Origin of the sequence: Streptomyces brevispora (assembly GCF_007829885.1) — a bacterium.
In the GTDB taxonomy this organism is placed as follows: domain Bacteria; phylum Actinomycetota; class Actinomycetes; order Streptomycetales; family Streptomycetaceae; genus Streptomyces; species Streptomyces brevispora.
In genome coordinates this window covers 5,793,593-5,819,901 of record NZ_VIWW01000001.1, presented here as the reverse complement: position 1 = coordinate 5,819,901, position 26,309 = coordinate 5,793,593, and the positions used below count along the sequence as shown (strand labels likewise).

Sequence of the window (26,309 nt, the reverse complement as noted above, 5' to 3'; positions counted from 1 at the left end):
TTTCTCTGTGTTCTCTACGATCCCGCTGAGACGACACGAGACTAGCCAACCGAATTCATTCCCGCAATAGCGTTCCCGACTTCTGCGAGAATTGTCGGCAAGGCTATTTCTTCATGCTTCGCGCCGAGTTCATGAATAACTATTTCGCCGCTCACGTGAGGCGCCCAGCGCGTCACGTCACGCCGGTCCGTGTCCACGGTCCAGTCGGCGGCCCGGAAGAACACCAGGTCGCCTTCATACAGGCGGTGCCGATAATTCAGCATCGCCCGGGTATTGAGGAGATACGTCTCCAGGACGGCTGCCGCCGTGTCGTCGTCGATCCGCCCCGGAGCACCCTCGCCGAGCTCTTCCCGTACGAGGCCCAGGGCCCGCTTCCGGGCGTCCGGGGCCTGCGGATCGGGAAGCGCGTCCCCGAAGGCTTCGGCGAAGACGGTCTCCCGGCTCACCGATCCGCCGCCTTCGGCGTCCAGTTGTGCCGGATAGGAGTCCAGCACCACGAGTCGTTCGACCTTCTCGCCACGTTCCTGGAGACGTACGGCGACCTCATGCGCGAGGTGTCCTCCGACGGACCAGCCGAGCAGTCGGTAGGGGCCGTGCGGACGGATGCCGATGATGTGCTCGACGTAGCGGGCGGCGAGCGCGCCGAGGGTCTCGTCCGGTGCGGCCGCACCGGTGAGGCTCGGCGACTGGAGGCCGTACACCGGCTGCTGGGGGTCGAGGCCGCCGAGCAGGCCCGCGTAGCACCAGCTCAGTCCGGCCCCGGGGGGCAGGCAGAACAGGGGCGGCAGACTGCCTGTGGTGCGTAGCTCCAGTACGGGTTCGAGGCCGCCTCGTTCCAGGTCGCGGCCGGCCAGCAGGGTGGCGAGCGCCGCCGGTGTCGGGGCCGCGAACACCGAGCGGATGCCGAGGTCGGAGCCGAGCGCGGCACGGACCCGGTTGACGAGGCGGGTCGCGGTCAGGGAGTGGCCGCCGAGGTCGAAGAAGCTGTCGTCGACGCCGACCCTCGCCAGGCCGAGAACCTCCGCGAAGGCGGCGCACAGGGCCCGCTCGGTGGCGGTGCTCGCTTCCCGGCCACCGGCGGGGGCGCCGAACTCGGGCGCGGGAAGGGCCCGCCGGTCGAGCTTGCCGTTGGCGGTGAGCGGCAGTTCGCCGAGGGTCACGAAGGCCGAAGGGACCATGTACGCAGGCAGCGCGGCAGCGGCCCGCTCCCGGAGCGCCGGGGCCGTCGGCGGGTTCGCGGGGTCCGCGGGGACGACGTAGGCGACCAGGCGTTCGCCGTCCCCCGTGACGACGACGCGTGCGTGGGCGGCCCCGGGGGCGGCGGCCAGCACCGCCTCGACCTCACCGAGTTCCATGCGCAGCCCGCGGATCTTGACCTGGTCGTCGGTACGGCCGAGGTACTCCAGCGCACCGTCCTCCCGCCACCGCACGAGGTCCCCGGTGCGGTACATCCTGGCCCCCTGCCTTGCGGCGCCGCCTGCCGGTGAACCGCCCACGGAGCTGCGCTCGGGGCCGCCCGGGGCACTGTCGGGAGAGCCGTCCGATGTGCCCACGAAGGGATCGGCCACGAAGCGTTCCGCGGTGAGCGCCGCACGACCGAGGTAGCCGCGCGCCAACTGCACCCCCGCCAGGTGGAGTTCGCCCACGACCCCCGGCGGCACCGGGCGCAGCGCACCGTCCAGCACGTACAGCCGGGTGTTCCGGACGGGGCGGCCGATGGGTGTCGGGCCCTCGCCCGGCACGCAGTCCCAGTGGGTGACGTCGACGGACGCCTCGGTGGGCCCGTAGAGGTTGTGCACGGTCGCGCCGGTCATCTCCGCCGCCAGATCGGCGGTCGCCCCGCGGAGGGCTTCGCCACTGCACAGGATGCGGCGCAGTACGCCGGCGGTGCGGGCGGCGGCGGGATCCTGGAGGAAGGCGTCCAGCATGGAGGGGACGAAGTGGACGGTGCTGACCCCGTGGGCGACGATCGTCTCGGCCAGGTACGCGGGGTCGCGGTGGCCGCCCGGCTTGGCGACGACCAGGCCGGAGCCGGTCAGCAGCGGCCAGAAGAACTCCCACACGGAGACGTCGAACCCGAACGGGGTCTTCTGCAGGACCCGGTCGTCGGCGCCGAGCCCGTACCGGTCCTGGGTCCACAGCAGCCGGTTGACGATGCCGGAGTGCGGGACCCCGACGCCTTTGGGGGTACCGGTGGAACCCGAGGTGAAGATGACGTAGGCGAGGTGCTCGGGGCGCAGCGGTGCGGTGCGGTCCGCGTCGGTGAGGGCATGGCGCGGGCGGGCGACGATTTCGTCGGCGGTCGCGGGGTCGTCGAGGACGACCGTCCTGACGTCGCAGGCGGCGGCCCCGGTGCCGACCGCGGGCCGGTCGGCCGCCGTGGCCAGGTCGGTCACCAGGCAGACGGGGTCGGCCGTGCGCAGCATCGACTCGACACGGTCGGCCGGCAGTTCGGGGTCGACCGGCAGGTAGGCGGAGCCCGCCTTGAGCACGGCGAGGAGGGTGACGACAAGGACCCGGCCCCGGTGCAGGGCGACGGCCACCGGCCGGTCGGGGCCCGCGCCGCGGCCGACGAGGAACCGGGCGAGCCGGTTGGCGTCGGCGTGCAGATCGGCGTACGTGGTCTCCGCCCAATCCGCGTCCCGGACGCCCGACCGGTCCGGCCCATCCGACCGCTCCGGTGCTCCTGCCCGGTCCGGTGATTCCCCCAGGTCCGGTGCTCCTGCCCGGTCCTGTACGTGATGCACGAGCGCGGTGGCGTCCGCCGAGCGCAGCGCGGTCTCCTCCAACAGGGCGGTGAGAGTGGTGTCGGGGGCGGGGTGCGCGGTGGCGTTCCAGGCGGTGAGCACCTGGTGCCGGTCGTTCTCATCGAGCAGGTCGAGGTCTCGTACGGCGACGTCGGGGTCGGCGACGACGGCTGCCAGGACGCGGCGGAGCCGGTCGCCGAGGCGGCCGGCGGCTGCGGCGTCGAGGAGGTCGGGGCGGTGGTCGAGCCGGAAGCGGAGCTGTTCGCCGGGGAGGCCGAGGAGGGTGACCGCGTAGTGGGTGGCGTCCCTGGCGTCCATGTCGGTGATCTCGACGCCGCCCGCGAGCTGGGGGGCGCCGTCGGCGTTGACGGGGTAGTTCTCGAAGACGGTGGTGGTGTCGAAGAGCTCCTGGTGTCCTGACTGCCCCTGGATGTGGGCGAGTTGGACGAACTGGTGTGAAATGAGTGCCGACTGCCGGCCCTGGAGGCCGGTGAGCAGATCCGCCAGCCTGTCCTCGGGCCGCCACGTCACCCGCACCGGGAGGGTGTTGATGAGCAGGCCCACCATGGTCTCGACGCCCGGCAGTTCGGGCGGGCGGCCGGAGACCGTACCGCCGAAGACGACGTCGTCGCGGCCGACGAGTTGCCCGAGTACGAGGCCCCAGGCGCCCTGGACGAGCGTGTTGAGGGTCCAGCCACGGCTGCGGCCGAGGGCGGTGAGGGCCTGTGTCTCATCGCGGGTCAGCTCGATGTTCAGGGTTTCGGGGACGGTGGACGCACCGGGGACGCCGCGGCCCGTGCCGAGCAGGGTGGGCTCGTTGAGCCCGTCCAGCTCGCGCGCCCAGGCGGCGAGGGCGGCGGGGCGGTCCTGGCGGGCGAGCCAGGCGAGATAGTCCCGATAGGGGGTGGCCCTGCGCATGCCCGACTCGTCGCCGGCGCGTTCGTACAGTTCGAAGAGGTCGTCGAGCAGGACGGGCACCGACCAGCCGTCGAGCAGGATGTGGTGCAGGGTGATCAGCAGCCGGTGGGAGCCGTCGGGCATCCGGGCGAGGACGAAGCGCAGCAGGACGTCCTCGTCGAGTACGAAGCGCCGGGCGCGCTCGGCATCCCGGAGCGCATCGAAGGAGGCTTCCGGGGCTTCACTGAAATCGGCCTCGGTCCACGGGAGTTCGACTTTTCTGCGGATGACCTGGACCGGCTGCTCCAAGCCCTCGTGGATGAAGAGTGCCCGCAGGTTGGGGTGGCGGGCGAGCAGGGCCTCGGCGGCGGTGCGCAGCCGGCCCGCGTCGAGGGGACCCGACATCTCGACGGCGAGCTGGACGGTGTAGAGGTCCGGGCCCTCGTCGTCGTACAGCGCGTGGAACAGCAGCCCTGCCTGCAACGACGCGAGAGGCAGGACGTCCTCTATCTGACTCTGGGTCATCGTTACTTCCTCAGCTTCGCTTCGAGCAGGTCGATGTGGTGCTGGGTGAGCGGGACGAGGGTGAGGTCCGAGGGGGTGAGGCCGCCGGCGTCGGGGTTCTCGGCGTGCGCGGCGAGGCACTGGAGGGCCTGGTGCCACAGGTCGGCAAGGATCTTGATCTCGTGGGGGGTGAAGAGGGCGGTGGGCCAGGAGAGGGTGGCCCGCAGGCGTGGCCCGGCCGTCGTGTCCTGGGTTGCGGCGTTGATCTCCAGGGCGTGCGCGAAGGGCAGTTCGTCCTCGCCGACACCGCCGCCGATGTCACTGTCACTGACGGAGGTCCAGTGCTCGGCGGTGCCATCGCCCGTGTCGGTGGCGAACCGGCCGAGGTAGTTGAACCCGACGAGCGGCGACGCCGCACCCGCGAGGACCTGCGCGGTGTCCGGGTTGAGGTGACGCAGGAGTCCGAAGCCGAGCCCCTGGTCGGGGACCGACCGCAGCTGTTCCTTCACCTGCTTGAGCGCCCCGCCGACCTCCGGGCCCGCCGCCGTGACCTCGGCCCAGCCAAGCGCACCGGGATCGACGCGGACCGGGTACATGCTGGTGAACCAGCCGACCGTACGCGACAGGTCATGACCCGCTCCGAGCACGTCCTCGTACCGCCCGTGGCCCTCCACGTCCAGCAGCACACCACCCGCCGCGTAGGCCGGGGCCCACTGCCGCATCGCCAGCGCGAGACCCGTCAGGAGAACATCGTTCACCCCGGCCCGGAAGGCGGCCGGCACCGCGGTGAGGAGCTTCTCCGTCTCGCCCACCGGGAGGGTGAGCGAGAAGGATTCGGCGGTGGCGACGGTGTCCCGCGCCGGGTCCAGCGGGCGGGCCCCGAAGGATCCGGCGCCTGCCGCCAGCACCTCTTCCCAGTAGGCGAGTTGATCGGTCCATCGTTCCTGGGCGGCGGCTTCGGCGAGGGCGGTGGCCCAGCCCCGGAAGGAGGTGCCGACCGGCTCCAGCGCGACCGGCTGCCCGGCGACGACCGCACGGTGGGCGGCGGCCAGATCCGGCAACAGCACCCGCCAGGACACCCCGTCGACCACCAAGTGATGAATGACGAGGAGGAGTTGTCCGTCCCGGGCATCGCCCGCGTCGAGCCAGACGAGCTGTGCCATCACACCCCGCTCCGGGTCGATCCCGGCACGGGCCGCACCGGCCTCCCGCACGAGCACCGCTGCAGCAGCCTCCTCATCCAGGTGCGCCACCTCCACACGCCGCACCCACCCCGCAGCCTCCACCGCGCCCGCCGCGGGCACCTCCAGCGACCACCGGTCACCATCACCCCTGGCCAGCCGCATCCGCAGCACGTCATGGTGATCCACCACCACCGAGAACGCCGCACGAAGATCACCAAGAGTCAGGCCGGCCGGAACCGGCACCACATACGACTGATTGAACTCCCGGACCGGACCGCCACCCGCCCTGAACCACTCCATGATCGGCGTCACCGGAACCACCCCGACGCCCTCACGGCCCGCGGCGACCTCATGGCCCGCAACCCTGGCAACCGCCGCCAGCTCCCGAACCGTACGACGCTCGAAAACATCCCGGGCCGTCAGGACAAGCCCCACCCTGCGGGCCCGACTGACCAGCTGAATCGAAGCAATGGAGTCCCCACCGAGATCGAAGAACCCGTCCTCGACACCCACCGACTCCAGACCCAGAACCCCGGCGAACACCTCACAGAGGGCCGCCTCACGGGCTGTACCTGGAGCGATTCTTTCCGACTCGGTGAAAACAGTGGGCAGTTGGGGTGCGGGTAGCGCCTTCCTGTCGAGCTTGCCGTTGACTGTCAGCGGCAGCGCATCGAGGGTGACGAACGCGGAAGGGACCATGTACGAGGGCAGTCGGGTGGTGGCGTACTCGCGCAGCTGGTCGGGAGCACCCACCACATAGCCGACGAGCTGCTTGTCTCCCGGACGGTCCTCGCGGACCACGACAGCGATCTGCGCCACACCGGGGTGCCCGGCGAGTACCGCCTCGATCTCGGCGGGCTCGATACGGAAGCCCCGGATCTTCACCTGGTCGTCGGCCCGGCCCACGTAGTCGAGGACACCGTCACCGGTCCAGCGCACCAAGTCGCCCGTCCGGTACATACGAGCGCCCGGCACACCGAACGGATCAGCGGGGAAACGCCCGGCGGACAGTCCCGGGCGGCCCAGATAACCATGGGCAAGACCAGTCCCCGCGAGGTACAGCTCACCGGGGACTCCCTGCGGGACCAGACGCAACCCCTCATCGAGCACGTAGGCACGCATCCCGGCAAGCGGACCACCGATCGGGACACACGCACCGGGCACCTTGTCGGCAGGGACCCGCCAGGCAGTCGCGAACGTGGTGGTCTCCGTCGGCCCGTAGCAGTGCACGAACTGGATTTCGGGGCACCGGTCACCCGCCCGGTCGACGGCCTCGACGGTGACCTTCTCACCGCCGAACCACACCTCGTGCAGCCCGTGGAACGCCTCGGGCTCCTCCAGGGCGATCGCGTTGAAGAGTGCGGTGGTGAGGAAGACGCCGGTGACGCCGTGCCGGGTGACGGCGGTGCGCAGTTCGTCGGGGCCGAGCCGGCCGCCCGGAGCCACGACGACACACCCCCCGCGCAGCAGCGGCGCCCACATCTCGTAGGTGGAGGCGTCAAAAGCGTGCGAGGAGTGCATCAGCACCCGGGCATGCGCCGCCCCGTCGAAACACGGATCCAGAGCAAGACCGGCCACATTGCCATGACTGACGACCACACCCTTGGGCAGACCCGTCGTACCCGAGGTGTACATCACGTACGCGACCTGCCCCGCCGGGAAGTCACCGCCGGGCACAGCCGCGGCCGGCATCGCCGCGACCTCCTCGGCAACCTCACCGACGACCACACAACGGGCCGCCTCCGCCAGCCCCACCGGCAACTCCGCCCGGTCCGTCAGCACCAACGCGGCACCCGCATCCCGGACGATCCAATTCAGCCGCTCCACCGGATACGCATCATGCAACGGCACATAATGACCGCCCGCCTTCACCACAGCCAGCTCCGCAACCAGCAAATCCACCGACCGGTCAAGCAGCAACGCCACCGCCGTCCCCGAAACCACCCCCCGACCACGAAGAAAACGCGCCCACTGATGAGACCGCGCATCCAGCTCGGCATACGTCAGCTCTTCAGACTCTCCAACCACAGCGACAGCATGCGGAGTTGCTGCCGCCTGGCGGGCGAGGAGTGCCGGCAGGGAGGGATGCGGACCGGTGTGCGCGCCCGCCCCCCACTGCTCGAACTGGACGGCAGTCTCCGCTTCGTCGATCATCTCCAGCGCCCCGACGTGGCGGGCCGGGTCGGCGGCCACCTGGGCGAGCACCCGGCCGAAGCGGGCGCCGAGCGCGGCGACCGTCTCCGCGTCGAACAGGTCCTGGGCGTACTCCACCTCGCCGGTCAGGCCGGCCGGGCGGCCCTCGTCGTCGAAGGTCTCAGTCAGCCCGAAGGCCAGGTCGAACTTGGCCACCGCGCTGCTCACCTCTTCGACCGAGGGGGTGATGCCTGGCAGGTCAAGGTCGGGCTCGGGGGTGTTCTGGAGGGCGAGCATGACCTGGAAGAGCGGGTGTCTGGCGAGCGAACGCTCAGGGTTCAGGACCTCCACGAGCCGGTCGAAGGGCACGTCCTGATGCGCGAAGGCAGCCAGGTCCGACTCCCTGACCCGCTCGACCAGCGCACGGAACGTGGGATCCCCCGAAACATCGGTGCGCAGCACCAGGGTGTTGACGAAGAACCCGACCAGCTCGTCGAGCGCATCGTCGGTACGGCCCGCGACCGCCGTACCGAGGGGAATGTCCGTTCCGGCTCCCAGACGGGCGAACAGCGCGGCAAGACCGGCCTGAAGCACCATGAACAGGCTCGCCCCCGACTCCCGCGCCAGCTCACCGAGCGCGGCGTGCGTGCCGGCGTCGAGCTGCCAGTCGACCCGGCCGCCACGGTGGGAGGCAACAGCGGGACGAGGACGATCGGCAGGCAGCTCCAGCACCTCAGGGAGCCCCGCCAACTGCTCCTTCCAATAGCTCAGCTGTTTGGCGCTGATGCTCTCCGGATCGTTCTCTGAGCCGAGGGTGTCGCGCTGCCAGAGGGCGTAGTCGGAGTACTGGACGGGCAGCGGCGCAAGCTCGCGACCCACATACGCCGCCTCCAGGTCCCGCATCAACGGAGCCATCGACCAACCGTCACCCGCGATGTGATGCAGAACGATCAGCAGCACATGATCCTGCGGACCGGTGGTGAACAGCTCAGCGTGCAGAGGGATTTCGGATGCCAGGTCGAAGCGGCGACCCGCCGAAGCGGCCAGCACCGCAGGCAGCTCCGAAACACCCACCTCCCGCACGGGAAGTGGGACTTCGGCAGTGTCGAGCACAAGCTGACGGGGACCTCCATCGGTCTCCGGGAAGACGGTGCGTAGCGACTCGTGCCGGGCCACCACCGTGTCGAGGGCCGATTTCAACGCCGTTATGTCCAGGGCTCCTTCGAGGCGGATGGCGAGCGGAATGTTGTACATCCCGCCGTCGTGGTCGAGCCGGTCCAGGAACCACAGCCGCTGCTGCGCGAACGACAACGGCAACACCTCCGGCCGCTCCACCGCCCGCACCCGCGAGCGGGCAGCCCCCGCGCCGGCAACCAACCGGGCCAGCCCCGCCACCGTCGGAAACTCGAACACCGACCGAATCGCCAACTCCACATCCATCACCGAACGAACACGACTCACCAGACGAGTCGCAAGAAGCGAATGCCCACCCAGATCAAAGAAACCATCATCAATACCCACCACCTCCAACCCCAGCAAATCCGCGAAGATCCCACACAAAACCTCCTCCCGCACATTCCGCGGAGCACGACTCCGCCCCACATCAACAAAATCAGGAGCAGGAAGCGCACGACGATCCAGCTTCCCACTCGCCGTCAACGGAAGCTCATCCAGCACCACAAACGCCGCCGGAACCATATACGCGGGAAGAGCCGACACCGCATGATCACGAAGACCATCCAAATCCCCGACCACATACGCAACCAACCGCTTCTCCCCCGGACGGTCCTCACGAACCACCACAGCAGCCTTCGAAACACCCGGCCGGGAAGACAACACCGCCTCAACCTCACCCGGCTCAATACGAAAACCACGAATCTTCACCTGATCATCAGCACGCCCGACAAACTCCAACGTGCCATCCCCACACCACCGCACCACATCCCCCGTCCGATACATCCGACACCCTGAACCACCAAACGGACTCGCCACAAAACGCTCAGCAGTCAACCCCACCCGACCCACATACCCACGCGCCACACCAGCACCCGCCACATACAACTCACCCGGAACACCAACCGGCACCACCCTCAACCGCTCATCCAGCACAAACACCTCAGTACCCGCAACCGGACGCCCAATACCAGGAACAGAAACCCCATCAACACGCCCCACCACCGAATACACAGCCGTCTCCGTCGGCCCATACCCATTCGTCACCTCACCCACAACCGCACCCAACCGCGCCACCAACGAACCAGAAACCGCCTCCCCACCCATCAAAATACGCAACCCACCCAACGCACCCGGCACCTCACCCACCAACGTCTCCCAAAACGTAGGAGTCGCCTGCATGAACGTCGCACCCGACTCAACAACCAAAGCCCCCAACCGCACCGGATCCAACACCACATCACGCTCAACCAAAACCAACCGGGCACCAGCCAGCAACGGCACGAAAATCTCCACATTCGAGATATCGAAACCAAACGTCGTCACCGCCACGAACCGGTCATCCGAAGTCACAGCAAACCGCGCACCCATATCCGCCAGCACATTCTCCAAACCACCCCGAGTCACCCCCACACCCTTCGGACGCCCCGTCGAACCCGACGTATAAAGGACATACGCCAAACAATCCGCCGACACCGAAGCGAACTCCACCCCCAGCACATCCCCCTCAACACAATCCCCATCAAGGCCATCAAGGCCATCAAGGCCATCAAGGATCAACAGCCCCTCACGCACCGGGAGCCGCTCCGCGACCTCCGCCGAAGTAATCACGCACTCCGGACCCGCATCCTCCAAAATGAACGCCACCCGCTCCGACGGCAACGCAGGATCCACCGGCACAAACGCCGCACCCGCCCTCACCACCGCCCACAACGCCACCACCAAATCAACCGACCGCTCCAACGCCACCGCAACCAACCGATCAGGACCCACACCCCGACCCACCAACACCCGCGCCAACCGCTCCACCCGAGCATCCAACTCCCCATACGTCAACGACTCCCCCCCACACACCACAGCCACCGCACCCGGCGCCTCCACCACCCGCAGCGCAAAACCCTCCACCAAAGACACACCCGAACCAACCACCTCACCCCGACCCCACTCCCCCACCACCAACCCACGCTCCACCGCACCCACCAACTCCAAATCCCCCACCCGCAATTCGGGGCGTTGTGCGAAGAGTTCGAGGGTTCTGGCCAGTCGGCCGCAGAGGGCGGCGACCGTCTCCTGGTCGAAGAGGTCGAGGGCGTATTCCACTTCGCCCTCGATGCCGGCCGGGAAGCCGTCCTCGTCGAAGGTCTCGCGGAGATCCAGCGTCAGGTCGAACTTCGCGACGCCACCTGCGATGCCCTCCAGAGAGGGGGTGAGGCCGGGCAGTGCGAGGTCGGGCTCCGGCGTGTTCTGAAGGATCAGCATCACCTGGAACAACGGGTGCCGCGCGAGCGAACGCTCCGGGTTGAGCACCTCCACCAACCGCTCGAACGGCACATCCTGATGCGCGAAGGCAGAAAGGTCCGACTCCCTCACACGACCGACCAGCTCCCGGAACGTCGGGTCCCCCGACACATCCGTCCGCAACACCAACGTATTGACGAAGAAACCGACCAAGTCGTCCAGCGCCTCGTCCGACCGGCCGGCCACCGCCGTACCCAGCACAATGTCGGTACCCGCACCGAGCCGCGAGAACAGCGCAGCAACCGCCGCCTGGAGCACCATGAACACGCTCGCCCCCGACAACCGCGCCAACTCCACCAACGCACCATGCGCCTCCGCACCCAGACCCCAGCCAACCCGCCCACCCCGATACGAAGCCACCGCGGGCCGCACCCGGTCCACCGGAAGCTCAAGAACCTCCGGCAGACCAGCCAACCGCTCCTTCCAGTAAGCAAGCTGCCGGAACGCGACACTCCCCGGGTCCCCCTCCGAACCCAGCACCTCCCGCTGCCACAACGCATAATCCGCGTACTGCACCGGCAACGGCGCGAGCTCGCGACCCACATACGCCGCCTCCAGGTCCCGCATCAACGGAGCCATCGACCAGCCGTCACCCGCGATGTGATGCAGGACCACCAGCAACACATGGACACCCTCACCCAGGACAAACAGTCGTGCGCGCACGGGGAGTTCGGAAACCAGGTCGAAGCGGCTCGAGGCCTCCGCCACCAGTGCCTCCCGCAGCGCGTCACCCTCCATCACCTCTTGAACGGCGAAGGGAACCCCGGCCGCGTCCAGCACCTGCTGCCGGGGCTCGCCATCCACCTCGGGGAAGACGGTGCGCAGCGACTCGTGCCGGGCCACCACCGCATCCAGCGCCGACCTCAACGCCACGACATCCAAAGCCCCTTCGAGGCGGATCGCCAGCGGAATGTTGTACGTACCGCCCACCGCGTCCAGCCGGTCCAGGAACCACAGCCGCTGCTGCGCGAACGACAGCGGCAACTCCGCCGGCCGCTCCCGCACACCCAGCACCGCCCGGGCCGTGTCCGCGTCCCTCAGCGCGCGGGCCAGACCGGCGACAGTCGGGTGCTCGAAGACGGTGCGGATGGCGAGTTCCACGTCGAGTGCGGTGCGGATGCGGCTGACCAGGCGGGTGGCCAGGAGGGAGTGCCCGCCCAGCTCGAAGAAGCTGTCGTCGACGGTGACCTTCGGGGCGCCCAGCACGTCGGCGAAGACCTGGCAGAGGATCTCCTCCTGCGGGGTGCGCGGCCGGCGGCCGGTGGTGCCCCCCGTCCCCGCGGCGCTCTCGTCGAACCGCGGTGCGGGCAGTGCCTTCTTGTCGAGCTTGCCGTTGCCGGTGACCGGCAGCGCGTCCAGGGTGACGAACGCGGAGGGCACCATGTAGTCGGGCAGCCGGGCCGCCGCGTACTCGCGCATTCCGTCGGTGTCGTCGGCGACGACGTACGCGACGAGCTGCTGGTCCCCGGGGCGGTCCTCGCGGACCACGACAGCCACCTGGGCACTGCCCGTGCGGTCGGCGAGCACGGACTCGATCTCGCCGAGCTCGACGCGGTAACCGCGGATCTTCACCTGGTCGTCGACGCGGCCCGCGAATTCCAGGGTGCCGTCGGAGCGCCAGCGGACCATGTCGCCGGTGCGGTACATGCGAGTGCCCGGCTCCCCGAAAGGATGGGCGACGAAGCGGCCCGCGGTGAGCGCCGGGCGGCCCACGTAGCCGCGCGCCACGCAGGTTCCGGCCACGTACAGCTCTCCGACGACACCGGGCGAGACCGGGCGCAGGGCGGTGTCCAGGACGTACACCTGCGTGTTCCACATGGGCCTGCCGAGAGAGAGGATCTCGGCGGGAACCTCGTCGTCGGCCTCCACGGTCAGCGCGGTGCAGCCGACGGTGGTCTCGGTCGGGCCGTACTCGTTGATGACGCGCACGCCGGGGTGCTGGGCGCGCCAGTGGTCGAGGTGGGCGCCGGAGAGGGGTTCGCCGCCGAGGACGAGTTCGGCCGTCGGGGAGTAGTCGGCGGGCAGCTCTTCGAGGAGCGCGAGGTGGCTGGGCGTGCCCTTGAGGAAGGCGACTCCACCCGCGGGTACCGGCGCCTCGGGGTCGGGTCCGCCACCGGAGAACCGGGTCAGGTGGACGCTGCCGCCCCGGATCAGCGGTGCGTACAGGCCGGTAACGGTGAGGTCGAAGGAGACCGGCGAGTGGAGCAGGGTGCTGCGGCCGGCCGACGGGTACAGGTCGAGCGCCCACAGCAGGTAGTTGACGACGGACCTGTGCTCGACGAGGACGCCCTTGGGGCGTCCGGTGGAGCCGGACGTGTAGATGACGTACGCGGGGTGGGCGGGCAGCAGCGGGGAGCTGCGGTCGGCGTCGGTGAGGGGGGTGGCGGGCAGGGCGGCCAGGTGGTCCTGGAGGATGGGGTCGTCGAGCAGGAGGACGGCCACGTCGTCACCGGTGGCGGGGATGCGGTCCGCGAGGCCGGCGGTGGTGAGGACGCAGACCGGGCCGGTCTCCTCGAACATTCCGGCGATGCGGTCGGCGGGGTGGCCGGGGTCCAGCGGGAGGTATCCGGCGCCGGACTTGAGCACGGCGAGAACGGCGACGACGAGGTCGGGCCGCTGCGGCAGCGCGACGGCCACCATCCGCTCGGGTCCCGCACCCCGGGCGACGAGCAGGCGGGCCAGCCGGTTGGCCCGGGTGTGAAGTTGGCGGTACGTGAGCCGGGTGTCGCCGTGTCCGACGGCTGCCGCGTCGGGGTGCGCGGTGGCGGCCTCTTCGAGGAGCGCGGTGAGGGTGGTGTCGGGGACGGCGCGGTCGGTGTCGTTCCACTCGCCGACGATGCGGTCGTACTCGTCGCCGTCCAGCAGGTCGAGGCTGGCGAGGGTGACGTCCGGGTCGGCGGCGGCCGCAGTGAGCAGGCCGCGCAGCCAGGCGGCGACGCGGTCCGCGGTGGCGGCGTCGAGAAGGTCGGGGCGGTAGTCGATGCGGAAGGTCAGTGCGTCGCCCGGCAGGCCGACGAGGCTGATCGCGTAGTGGGTGGCGTCGCGTGCGTCGACGTCGGTGATCTCCAGGCCACCGGAGAGTGGGGGCGCCTGCTCCGCGCCGAGCGGGTAGTTCTCGAAAACGGTGGTGGTGTCGAACAGTTCGGAGTGACCGGACTGGAGCTGGATGTCGCCGAGCTGAACGAACTGGTGTGAGGTGAGCGCCGACTGACGGTCCTGGAGGCCGGTGAGGAGGTCGGCGAGCCGGTCGCCGTTCTGCCAGCTCACCCGCACCGGGAGGGTGTTGATGAGCAGGCCCACCATGGTCTCGACGCCCGGCAGCTCGGGCGGGCGGCCGGAGACCGTACCGCCGAAGACGACGTCGTCGCGGCCCAGGAGACGGCCGAGCACGAGTCCCCAGGCGCCTTGGACGAGCGTGTTGAGGGTCCAGCCGCGGCTGCGGCCGAGGGCGGTGAGGGCCAGCGTCTCGTCACGGGTCAGCTCGACGGAGGTGCTGTGCGGGACGACGGCCCCGCCGGGGCGGTGGCCCGCGCCGAGCAGGGTGGGCTCGGTGAGCCCGTCCAGTTCGCGCGCCCAGGCGGCGAGGGCGGCCGGGCGGTCCTGGCGGGCGAGCCAGGCGAGGTAGTCGCGGTACGGCGGCACCCGGCGCATGCCGCTCTCGTCGCCCTCGCGCTCGTACAGTTCGAAGAGGTCGTCGAGCAGGACGGGCACCGACCAGCCGTCGAGCAGGATGTGGTGGACCGTGACCAGCAGCCGGTGCCGGCCGCCGGGCAGTGCGGCGAGCGTGAAGCGGACCAGCGGCGGGCGGGCCATGTCGAAGCGGCGGGAGCGCTCCTCGTCGGCGAGCGCACGGTACGCGGCCTCGGCGGTTTCGGCGTCGGCCAGGTCGCTGAGGTCGACCTGCTTGAAGGGGGTACGGACCTTGCGGCGGACCACCTGGAGAGGCTTGTCGAGGCCTTTGGAGCGGAAGCCGGCCCGCAGGTTGGGGTGGCGGGCGAGCAGGGCCTCGGCGGCGGTGCGCAGCCGGGCCACGTCGAGGGGGCCCGACATCTCGACGGCGAGCTGGACGGTGTAGAGGTCCGGGCCCTCGTCGTCGTACAGCGCGTGGAACAGCAGCCCTTCCTGGAGGGACGAGAGGGGCAGCACGTCCTCGATCGCGGACTTCGGCTCCGACGACTTCGCAGACCTACTCATGGCCATGCCTTTCCGGTGCGGGTGCGGGGTGCGGGGGTTCGGGTGCGGTTGTCGGTGGTTCACGAGTCGTCGTCGTCTTCGTACGCGTCGTCGTACTCGGCTTCCTCTTCTTCGAGGAGGTCGATGTGGTGCTGGGTGAGCGGGACGAGGGTGAGGTCCGAGGGGGTGAGGCCGCCGGCGTCGGGGTTCTCGGCGTGCGCGGCGAGGCACTGGAGGGCCTGGTGCCACAGGTCGGCGAGGATCTTGATCTCGTGGGGGGTGAAGAGGGCGGTGGGCCAGGAGAGGGTGACCCGCAAGCGTGGCCCGGCCGTCGTGTCCTGGGTGGCGGCGTTGATCTCCAGGGCGTGCGCGAAGGGCAGTTCGTCCTCGCCGACACCGCCGCCGATGTCACTGTCACTGACGGAGGTCCAGTGCTCGGCGGTGCCGTCGCCGGTGTCGGTGGCGAACCGGCCGAGGTAGTTGAACCCGACGAGCGGCGACGCCGCACCCGCGAGGACCTGCGCGGTGTCCGGGTTGAGGTGACGCAGGAGTCCGAAGCCGAGCCCCTGGTCGGGGACCGACCGCAGCTGTTCCTTCACCTGCTTGAGCGCCCCGCCGACCTCCGGGCCCGCCGCCGTGACCTCGGCCCAGCCAAGCGCACCGGGATCGACGCGGACCGGGTACATGCTGGTGAACCAGCCGACCGTACGCGACAGGTCATGACCCGCTCCGAGCACGTCCTCGTACCGCCCGTGGCCCTCCACGTCCAGCAGCACACCACCCGCCGCGTAGGCCGGGGCCCACTGCCGCATCGCCAGCGCGAGACCCGTCAGGAGAACATCGTTCACCCCGGCCCGGAAGGCGGCCGGCACCGCGGTGAGGAGCTTCTCCGTCTCGCCCACCGGGAGGGTGAGCGAGAAGGATTCGGCGGTGGCGACGGTGTCCCGCGCCGGGTCCAGCGGGCGGGCCCCGAAGGATCCGGCGCCTGCCGCCAGCACCTCTTCCCAGTAGGCGAGTTGATCGGTCCATCGTTCCTGTGCGGCGGCTTCGGCGAGGGCGCTGGCCCAGCCCCGGAAGGAGGTGCCGACCGGCTCCAGCGCGACCGGCTGCCCGGCGACGACCGCACGGTGGGCGGCGGCCAGATCCGGCAGCAACAACCGCCAGGACACCCCGTCGACCACCAAGTGATGAATGACGAGGAGGAGTTGTCCGTCCCGGGCATCGCCCGCGTCGAGCCAGACGAGCTGTGCCATCACACCCCGCTCCGGGTCGAGCCCGGCACGGGCCGCACCGGCCTCCCGCACGAGCACCGCTGCAGCAGCCTCCTCATCCAGGTGCGCCACCTCCACACGCCGCACCCACCCCGCAGCCTCCACCGCGCCCGCCGCGGGCACCTCCAGCGACCACCGGTCACCATCACCCCTGGCCAGCCGCATCCGCAACACGTCATGGTGATCCACCACCACCGAGAACGCCGCACGAAGATCACCAAGAGTCAGGCCGGCCGGAACCGGCACCACATACGACTGATTGAACTCCCGGACCGGGCCGCCACCCGCCCTGAACCACTCCATGATCGGCGTCACCGGAACTGCCCCGACGCCCTCACGGCCCGTGGCGACCTCATGGCCCGCGACCCTGGCAACCGCCGCCAGCTCCCGAACCGTACGACGCTCGAAAACATCCCGGGCCGTCAGGACAAGCCCCACCCTGCGGGCCCGACTGACCAGCTGAATCGAGGCAATGGAGTCCCCACCGAGATCGAAGAACCCGTCCTCGACACCCACCGACTCCAGACCCAGAACCCCGGCGAACACCTCACACAGCAGTTCCTCGGCCGCTGTCCCCGGCAGGCTGACGACGCCAGTCAGCGCGGTGGTGGCTGCCTGCGGCGCCGGCAGGGCCTTCCTGTCGAGCTTGCCGTTGACCGTCAGCGGCAGCGCATCGAGGGTGACGAACGCGGAAGGCACCATGTACGAGGGCAACCGCGACGTGGCGTACTCGCGCAGCTGGTCGGGAGCACCCACCACATAGCCGACGAGCTGCTTGTCTCCCGGGCGGTCCTCGCGGACCACGACAGCGATCTGCGCCACACCGGGGTGCCCGGCGAGTACCGCCTCGATCTCGGCGGGCTCGATACGGAAGCCCCGGATCTTCACCTGGTCGTCGGCCCGGCCCACGTAGTCGAGGACACCGTCACCGGTCCAGCGCACCAAGTCGCCCGTCCGGTACATACGAGCGCCCGGCACACCGAACGGATCAGCGGGGAAACGCCCGGCGGACAGTCCCGGGCGGCCCAGATAACCATGGGCAAGACCAGTCCCCGCGAGGTACAGCTCGCCGGAGACTCCCTGCGGGACCAGACGCAACCCCTCATCGAGCACGTAGGCACGCATCCCGGCAAGCGGACCACCGATCGGAACACACGCACCGGGCACCTTGTCGGCAGGGACCCGCCAGGCAGTCGCGAACGTGGTGGTCTCCGTCGGCCCGTATCCGTTGACGAGGCGCAGGCCGGGGCAGCGGGCGAGGGCGAGGTCCACAGCTTCGACGTCCGCCTTCTCGCCGCCGAACCAGATCTCGCGCATTCCGGCGAGGGACTCGGAGGCCTCCCGTACCAGGACGTTGAACAGGGCCGCCGTCATGAAGGTCGCGGTGACGCCGTGCCGGGTGACGGCGGTGCGCAGTTCGTCGGGGCCGAGCCGGCCGCCCGGAGCCACGACGACACACCCCCCGCGCAGCAGCGGCGCCCACATCTCGTAGGTGGAGGCGTCAAAAGCGTGCGAGGAGTGCATCAGCACCCGGGCATGCGCCGCCCCGTCGAAACACGGATCCAGAGCAAGACCGGCCACATTGCCATGACTGACAACCACACCCTTGGGCAGACCCGTCGTACCCGAGGTGTACATCACATACGCGACCTGCCCCGCCGGGAAGTCACCGTCGAGCAGAGCCGCGGCCGGCATCGCCGCGACCTCCTCGGCAACTTCACCGACGACCACACAACGGGCCGCCTCCGCCAGCCCCACCGGCAACTCCGCCCGGTCCGTCAGCACCAACGCGGCACCCGCATCCCGGACAATCCAATTCAGCCGCTCCACCGGATACGCATCATGCAACGGCACATAATGACCGCCCGCCTTCACCACAGCCAGCTCCGCAACCAGCAAATCCACCGACCGGTCAAGCAGCAACGCCACCGCCGTCCCCGAAACCACCCCCCGACCACGAAGAAAACGCGCCCACTGATGAGACCGCGCATCCAGCTCGGCATACGTAAGCTCTTCCTCGTCGGCGGCGACGGCGACCGCGTCGGGGGTCTCCATCACCTGCTGCTCGAAGAGCTCCACGAGTGAGAGCTGCGGCGCCGGCTCTCCGGTGCCGCCCCAGGTGTCGAGCAGAAGGGTGCGCTCGCCCGGGGTGAGAAGGGTCAGTTCGCCGACGCGGCGGGCCGGGTTCGCGGCGACTTCGGCGAGTACGCGGCCGAGGCGGGCGCACAGTGTCCGTACGGTCTCCGGGTCGAAGAGGTCCTGGGCGTACTCGATCTCGCCTGTGATCCCGGCCGGCATGCCGTCCTCGTCGAAGGCTTCCCGCAGGTCGATGAGCAGGTCGAACTTGACCGGGGCTGTACCGGCGGGCATCAGTGACGGCGTGATGCCTGGCAGGTCGAGGTCGGGCTCGGGGGTGTTCTGGAGGGCGAGCATGACCTGGAAGAGCGGGTGTCTGGCGAGCGAACGCTCAGGGTTCAGGACCTCCACGAGCCGGTCGAAGGGCACGTCCTGATGCGCGAAGGCAGCCAGGTCCGACTCCCTGACCCGCTCGACCAGCGCACGGAACGTGGGATCCCCCGAAACATCGGTGCGCAGCACCAGGGTGTTGACGAAGAACCCGACCAGCTCGTCGAGCGCATCGTCGGTACGGCCCGCGACCGCCGTACCGAGGGGAATGTCCGTTCCGGCTCCCAGACGGGCGAACAGCGCGGCAAGACCGGCCTGAAGCACCATGAACAGGCTCGCCCCCGACTCCCGCGCCAGCTCACCGAGCGCGGCGTGCGTGCCGGCGTCGAGCTGCCAGTCGATCCTGCCGCCACGGTGGGAGGCGACAGCGGGACGAGGACGATCGGCAGGCAGCTCCAGCACCTCGGGAAGACCCGCCAACTGCTCCTTCCAGTAGCTCAGCTGTTTGGCGCTGATGCTCTCCGGGTCGCTCTCTGAGCCGAGGGTGTCGCGCTGCCAGAGTGCGTAGTCGGCGTACTGGACGGGCAGCGGCGCGAGCTCGCGACCCACATACGCCGCCTCCAGGTCCCGCATCAACGGAGCCATCGACCAACCGTCACCCGCGATGTGATGCAGAACGATCAGCAGCACCTGGGATTCGTCCGACACTGTGAACAGTGCTGCTCGCAGCGGTAGTTCGGTCGACAGGTCGAAGGAACGTCCCGCCGACGCGGCCAGCAGGCCGCTCAGTTCGTCCGGCGTGGTCTCGCGCACCGAAAGGGGAACCGTCGCGTGCGGCAGGATGACCTGCCGGGGCTTGCCCTCCGTGACCGGGAAGACGGTGCGTAGCGACTCGTGCCGGGCCACCACCGTGTTGAGGGCCGATTTCAACGCCGTTATGTCCAGGGCTCCTTCGAGGCGGATGGCGAGCGGAATGTTGTACATCCCGCCGTCGTGGTCGAGCCGGTCCAGGAACCACAGCCGCTGCTGCGCGAACGACAACGGCAACACCTCCGGCCGCTCCACCGCCCGCACCCGCGAGCGGGCAGCCCCCGCGCCGGCAACCAACCGGGCCAGCCCCGCCACCGTCGGAAACTCGAACACCGACCGAATCGCCAACTCCACATCCATCACCGAACGAACACGACTCACCAGACGAGTCGCAAGAAGCGAATGCCCACCCAGATCAAAGAAACCATCATCAATACCCACCACCTCCAACCCCAGCAAATCCGCGAAGATCCCACACAAAACCTCCTCCCGCACATTCCGCGGAGCACGACTCCGCCCCACATCAACAAAATCAGGAGCAGGAAGCGCACGACGATCCAGCTTCCCACTCGCCGTCAACGGAAGCTCATCCAGAACCACAAACGCCGCCGGAACCATATACGCGGGAAGAGCCGACACCGCATGATCACGAAGACCATCCAGATCCCCGACCACATACGCAACCAACCGCTTCTCCCCCGGACGGTCCTCACGAACCACCACAGCAGCCTTCGAAACACCCGGCCGGGAAGACAACACCGCCTCAACCTCACCCGGCTCAATACGAAAACCACGAATCTTCACCTGATCATCAGCACGCCCGACAAACTCCAACGTGCCATCCCCACACCACCGCACCACATCCCCCGTCCGATACATCCGACACCCCGAACCACCAAACGGACTCGCCACAAAACGCTCAGCAGTCAACCCCACCCGACCCACATACCCACGCGCCACACCAGCACCCGCCACATACAACTCACCCGGAACACCAACCGGCACCACCCTCAACCGCTCATCCAGCACAAACACCTCAGTACCCGCAACCGGACGCCCAATACCAGGAACAGAAACCCCATCAACACGCCCCACCACCGAATACACAGCCGTCTCCGTCGGCCCATACCCATTCGTCACCTCACCCACAACCGCACCCAACCGCGCCACCAACGAACCAGAAACCGCCTCCCCACCCATCAAAATACGCAACCCACCCAACGCACCCGGCACCTCACCCACCAACGTCTCCCAAAACGTAGGAGTCGCCTGCATGAACGTCGCACCCGACTCAACAACCAAAGCCCCCAACCGCACCGGATCCAACACCACATCACGCTCAACCAAAACCAACCGGGCACCCGCCAGCAACGGCACGAAAATCTCCACATTCGAGATATCGAAACCAAACGTCGTCACCGCAACGAACCGGTCATCCGAAGTCACAGCAAACCGCGCGCCCATATCCGCCAGCACATTCTCCAGACCACCCCGAGTCACCCCCACACCCTTCGGACGCCCCGTCGAACCCGACGTATAAAGGACATACGCCAAACAATCCGCCGACACCGAAGCGAACTCCACCCCCAGCACATCCCCCTCAACACAATCCCCATCAAGGCCATCAAGGATCAACAGCCCCTCACGCACCGGGAGCCGCTCCGCGACCTCCGCCGAAGTAATCACGCACTCCGGACCCGCATCCTCCAAAATGAACGCCACCCGCTCCGACGGCAACGCAGGATCCACCGGCACAAACGCCGCACCCGCCCTCACCACCGCCCACAACGCCACCACCAAATCAACCGACCGCTCCAACGCCACCGCAACCAACCGATCAGGACCCACACCCCGACCCACCAACACCCGCGCCAACCGCTCCACCCGAGCATCCAACTCCCCATACGTCAACGACTCCCCCCCACACACCACAGCCACCGCACCCGGCGCCTCCACCACCCACCGCGCAAAACCCTCCACCAAAGACACACCCGAACCAACCACCTCACCCCGACCCCACTCCCCCACCACCAACCCACGCTCCACCGCACCCACCAACTCCAAATCCCCCACCCGCAATTCGGGGCGCTCGCAGATCTGGTTGAGTATGCGGCCCAGCCGTAGGCACAGGGATTGCACGGTCGGCAGATCGAAGAGGTCGTGGGCGTATTCCACTTCGCCCTCGATGCCGGCCGGGAAGCCGTCCTCGTCGAAGGTCTCGCGGAGATCCAGCGTCAGGTCGAACTTCGCGACGCCACCTGCGATGCCCTCCAGAGAGGGGGTGAGGCCGGGCAGTGCGAGGTCGGGCTCCGGCGTGTTCTGAAGGATCAGCATCACCTGGAACAACGGGTGCCGCGCGAGCGAACGCTCCGGGTTGAGCACCTCCACCAACCGCTCGAACGGCACATCCTGATGCGCGAAGGCAGAAAGGTCCGACTCCCTCACACGACCGACCAGCTCCCGGAACGTCGGGTCCCCCGACACATCCGTCCGCAACACCAACGTATTGACGAAGAAACCGACCAAGTCGTCCAGCGCCTCGTCCGACCGGCCGGCCACCGCCGTACCCAGCACAATGTCGGTACCCGCACCGAGCCGCGAGAACAGCGCAGCAACCGCCGCCTGGAGCACCATGAACACGCTCGCCCCCGACAACCGCGCCAACTCCACCAACGCACCATGCGCCTCCGCACCCAGACCCCAGCCAACCCGCCCACCCCGATACGAAGCCACCGCGGGCCGCACCCGGTCCACCGGAAGCTCAAGAACCTCCGGCAGACCAGCCAACCGCTCCTTCCAGTAAGCAAGCTGCCGGAACGCGACACTCCCCGGGTCCCCCTCCGAACCCAGCACCTCCCGCTGCCACAACGCATAATCCGCGTACTGCACCGGCAACGGCGCGAGCTCGCGACCCACATACGCCGCCTCCAGGTCCCGCATCAACGGGGCCAGTGACCAGCCGTCGCCCGCGATGTGGTGCAGGACCACCAGCAGCACATGGGATTCGTCCGACACTGTGAACAGCTCTGCTCGCAGGGGCAGTTCGGTCGACAGGTCGAAGGGGCGTCCGGCCGAAGCGGCCAGCAGGCCGCTCAGTTCGTCCGGCGCGGTCTCGCGCACCGGCAGGGGTGTCGTCGCGTGCGGCAGGATGACTTGCCGGGGCTCGCCCTCCGTGACCGGGAAGACGGTGCGCAGTGACTCGTGCCGGGCCACCACCGCATCCAGCGCCGACCTCAACGCCACGACATCCAAAGCCCCTTCGAGGCGGATCGCCAGCGGAATGTTGTACGTACCGCCCACCGCGTCCAGCCGGTCCAGGAACCACAGCCGCTGCTGCGCGAACGACAGCGGCAACTCCGCCGGCCGCTCCCGCACACCCAGCACCGGAGTCACCGCCGGAGCCCCGGCCGGGGAGGAGCTGTCCCCGAGGCGTGCTCCGAGTGCCGCCACCGTGGGGGCGTCGAAGATGTCGCGGACCGAGACCTCCGCGCCGAGTGCGGCGCGGGCGCGGCCTGCGAGGCGGGTGGCGAGCAGGGAGTGCCCGCCGAGTTCGAAGAAGTTGTCGTCGAGGGCGACCTTGGGGATGCCCAGTACGTCGGCGAAGAGGGCGCACAGGGTTTCCTCCCGCGCGGTGCGCGGTGCGCGCCCCTCCCCTGCCGTGGACTCGGGGGCCGGGAGCGCCTTGCGGTCGAGCTTGCCGTTGGGGGTGAGCGGGAAGACGTCCACCGCGACGATCGCGGTCGGCACCATGTACGCGGGCAGCCGGCCCGCGAGGTGTTCCTTGAGCTCCCAGGCCTCCACGCCCGGCTCCCGGACCGGTGCCCCCGGCTCCACGCCGTCTGTTCGCGCCTCCTCACCAGTGACGTACCCGACGAGTTGCGGCCGCCCGGGGGTGTCCTCTCGGACCATGACGACGGCCTGTCCGACCCGGGGGTGGGCGGCAAGCACCGACTCGATCTCGCCGAGTTCGATGCGGTAGCCGCGGATCTTGACCTGGTGGTCGCGGCGTTCCAGGAAGACCAGGCGGCCCTCGGTGTCGTGGCGGACGTAGTCGCCGGTGCGGTACATGCGGGCGCCGGACTCGTCCGAGAACGGGTCGGCGACGAACACGGACGCCGTGCGCGCCGGGTCGGCGAGGTAGCCACGCCCCACACCGGAGCCCGCCGCGTACAGCTCACCGGGGGTGCCCGCCGGGACGGGGCGGAGCCGGTCGTCGAGGACGTACAGCCGGGTGTTGCGGACAGGGCGGCCGATCGGGACGGGCGCCCCCTCGTCGATGCCGTCGAGGGCGGCGGCGTCGAGTACGGCGTGCGTGACGTCGTCGGAGCATTCGGTGGGGCCGAACGCGTTGATCAGCGGGATCGCCGGGTATGCCTGGAGCCAGCGTGCGCACACGTCACGCGGCAGGGCCTCGCCGGTGACCATCAGCAGCCGCAGGTCGGGGAGCGCGGGCGGTGCGGTGTGCGCGGACGACCAGCTGTCGAGGGCGGCACGCAGCAGCGAAGGGACGACTTCCAGTACGGGGACGCGCTCGCCCGCGGTGAGGGCGAAGAGCTTCCACGGGTCGGACGCGGTGTCCCGGTCGACGACGCGCACGGTGCCGCCGGCGACGAGCGGGGCGAGCATCTGCCAGACGGAGATGTCGAAGGTGAGCGGGGCGTTCTGGACGACGGTGTCGACGGCGGTGAGGGCACAGTCGTCGACCTTGGCGAGGAGGTGGTTGTTCATGCCCCGGTGGTGGACCATGGCGCCCTTGGGGGCACCGGTCGAGCCCGAGGTGAAGATGATGTAGGCGAGGTCGTCGCCGCCTCCGACGGGCGGCTCCCACGCGCAGCCGGCTCCGCTCGGCACCACGACCCGTACGGCGTCGGCGGTGGAGACGGCGGTCAGTTCTGCTGCGAGAGCGTTGAGTTCCCAGGGGGCGACGAGCACCTTGGCCCCGCACCTCTCCAGCAGCGAGGCGTTCCGCGCCGCGGGTGCCGCCGGGTCCAGGGGGACGTACGCGGCTCCGGCGGCCATCACCGCGAGGACGGACGCGATGAACCCGGCGCCCGGCACGGCCAGCAGCCCGACCACGTCACCCCTGCCGGTGCCCGCCGCACGCAGGTCGCGGGTGAGGGCGGCGGTGCGGGCGGCGAGCGCGGTGTACGAGACGGGGGTGCGGTCGGTGTCGATGACGGCGACGGCGTCCGGGCGGGCCTCGGCGTGCTCCTGGACGCGGCGGACGATGTGCCGCAGCCCGCCGTCGGTGGCGGCAGCGGTGTTGTTCCAGTCGTCGAGCAGGGCGCGTTCGGCGTCGTCCAGGACGTCGATGCGGCCGATCGGGGTGTCCGGGTGGGCGAGGACCCCGGTCACGAAGCGCACCAGCCGCTCGTGGTGGGTGGCGATCTCGGCATCCGTGTAGAGGTCGCCGTTGCCGTCGAAGTTGAGCAGTACCTCCCGGCCGTCGTTGCGGTCGTAGGCGCTGATCTCGATGTCGTCGACGACGCCGTTGGAGAGGTTGTGCGCGGTGACCGGATGGCCCGCGTAGGTGAGGTCGTAGTCGAACGGCATCACGTTGACGACCACTCCGGCGGTGCGGCTGCCGCCGCCTGCCGCCTGGAGGTCGCGGGCGATGTCCTCCTGCCGGTAGCGCTGGTGGCGTACGACGGAGCGCGCCTCCACCGCGCACTGGCGCACGAGTTCGGCGAAGGTCGTCGCCGGGGTGATGTCCAGGACGAGGGGCAGGATGTTCGCGGTGAGGCCGGGGGTGGTACGCAGTACCGGGGTGGTGCGGGCCTGGAGGGGGAAGCCGAGCGGCAGGGTACGCGCGCCGGTGACGGTGTGCAGATAGCCGCCGACTGCGGCCAGCAGGCCGATCGGCCAGGGCGCTCTGCTGTCCCGGGAGACCCGCTTGAGGTCCTCCATGAGCTGCGGCGGCAGGGGGGCTGAGCTGCGTCGGAAGGCCGCGGTGGCGGGCGCGGTGCGGGCGGTCAGCGACACCGCCTCGGGTCTGCGGGCCATCCGGGAGCGCCAGAACTCCTGGTCCTTGGTGAACTTCTCGGACGCCCGGTACTCGGTGTCCTGGGCGATGAACTCATCCAGGGTGGCGAAGGTGCGCGGGCTGAAGTCGGTACCGTCGGCGAGCGCGGTGTAGACCTCGGCGAGCCGCTGGGAGTAGAGCCGGCCGCCCATGCCGTCGCCGATGATGTGGTGGTTGCGCTGGTAGTAGAAGAAGCAGTCCTCGGAGATCTTGAACAAGACGTCGATGAAGTGCGGCCCGACCGTCATGTCGAGGGGTTCGGTGAGCCTGCCCTTCATGATCCGCAGCGCTTCCTCGCGGCCGTCGGGGCGGCCGCCGAGGTCGATGTACTCCAGCCGGATCACGATGGGGTCGAAGCACTGCCACAGACCCTCCTCGTCCTCGACGAACTTGACCCGTACGGTCTCCAGTTCGTCGAGGGTGAGGGTGAGCGCCCGGTCGAAGAGACCCACATCGATCGGGCCGTGGATCTCCAGGTACTCGCTGACCAGGAACGCGTTGTCCGGGTTCAGCTGCTGCGCGTACCAGACTCCCTGCTGCGCGGCAGTGAGTGGCCGACGCGCGTCCACGGACGCGGTCGTGGCCGGATCCATGGACGTGGACGCGGACGTGGTCATGTCGAATCTCCCCGAGGACTGCATGAGTTGGCTGCTGCCGGTGGTGCGGGTGCTGAGGACGCCACGGATGGCCA

The 26,309-nt window shown here is 69.3% G+C and carries 3 protein-coding genes; all 3 read right to left on the bottom strand.

Going from position 1 to position 26,309, the window contains the following annotated elements:
* Positions 1-41 precede the first annotated feature (41 nt).
* Genes FHX80_RS26780 through FHX80_RS26770 form a run of 3 tightly spaced genes read right to left on the bottom strand, consistent with a single transcriptional unit; the run spans position 42 to position 26,235 of the window.
* The gene (locus FHX80_RS26780) at positions 42-4,169 is read right to left on the bottom strand and encodes a non-ribosomal peptide synthetase (RefSeq protein WP_145766534.1); all 4,128 of its coding nucleotides are present in this window, start codon (positions 4,167-4,169) and stop codon (positions 42-44) included.
* 2 nt (positions 4,170-4,171) lie between these two features.
* Positions 4,172-15,130 carry a non-ribosomal peptide synthetase gene (locus FHX80_RS26775; protein WP_145766533.1) on the bottom strand — a complete coding sequence of 3,653 codons (10,959 nt, stop codon included), beginning with the start codon at positions 15,128-15,130 and terminating at the stop codon, positions 4,172-4,174.
* Positions 15,131-15,189: 59 nt separating this feature from the next.
* Positions 15,190-26,235, bottom strand: a complete 11,046-nt coding sequence (locus tag FHX80_RS26770) for a non-ribosomal peptide synthetase (RefSeq protein ID WP_167523645.1) — start codon at positions 26,233-26,235, stop codon at positions 15,190-15,192.
* Positions 26,236-26,309 lie beyond the last annotated feature (74 nt).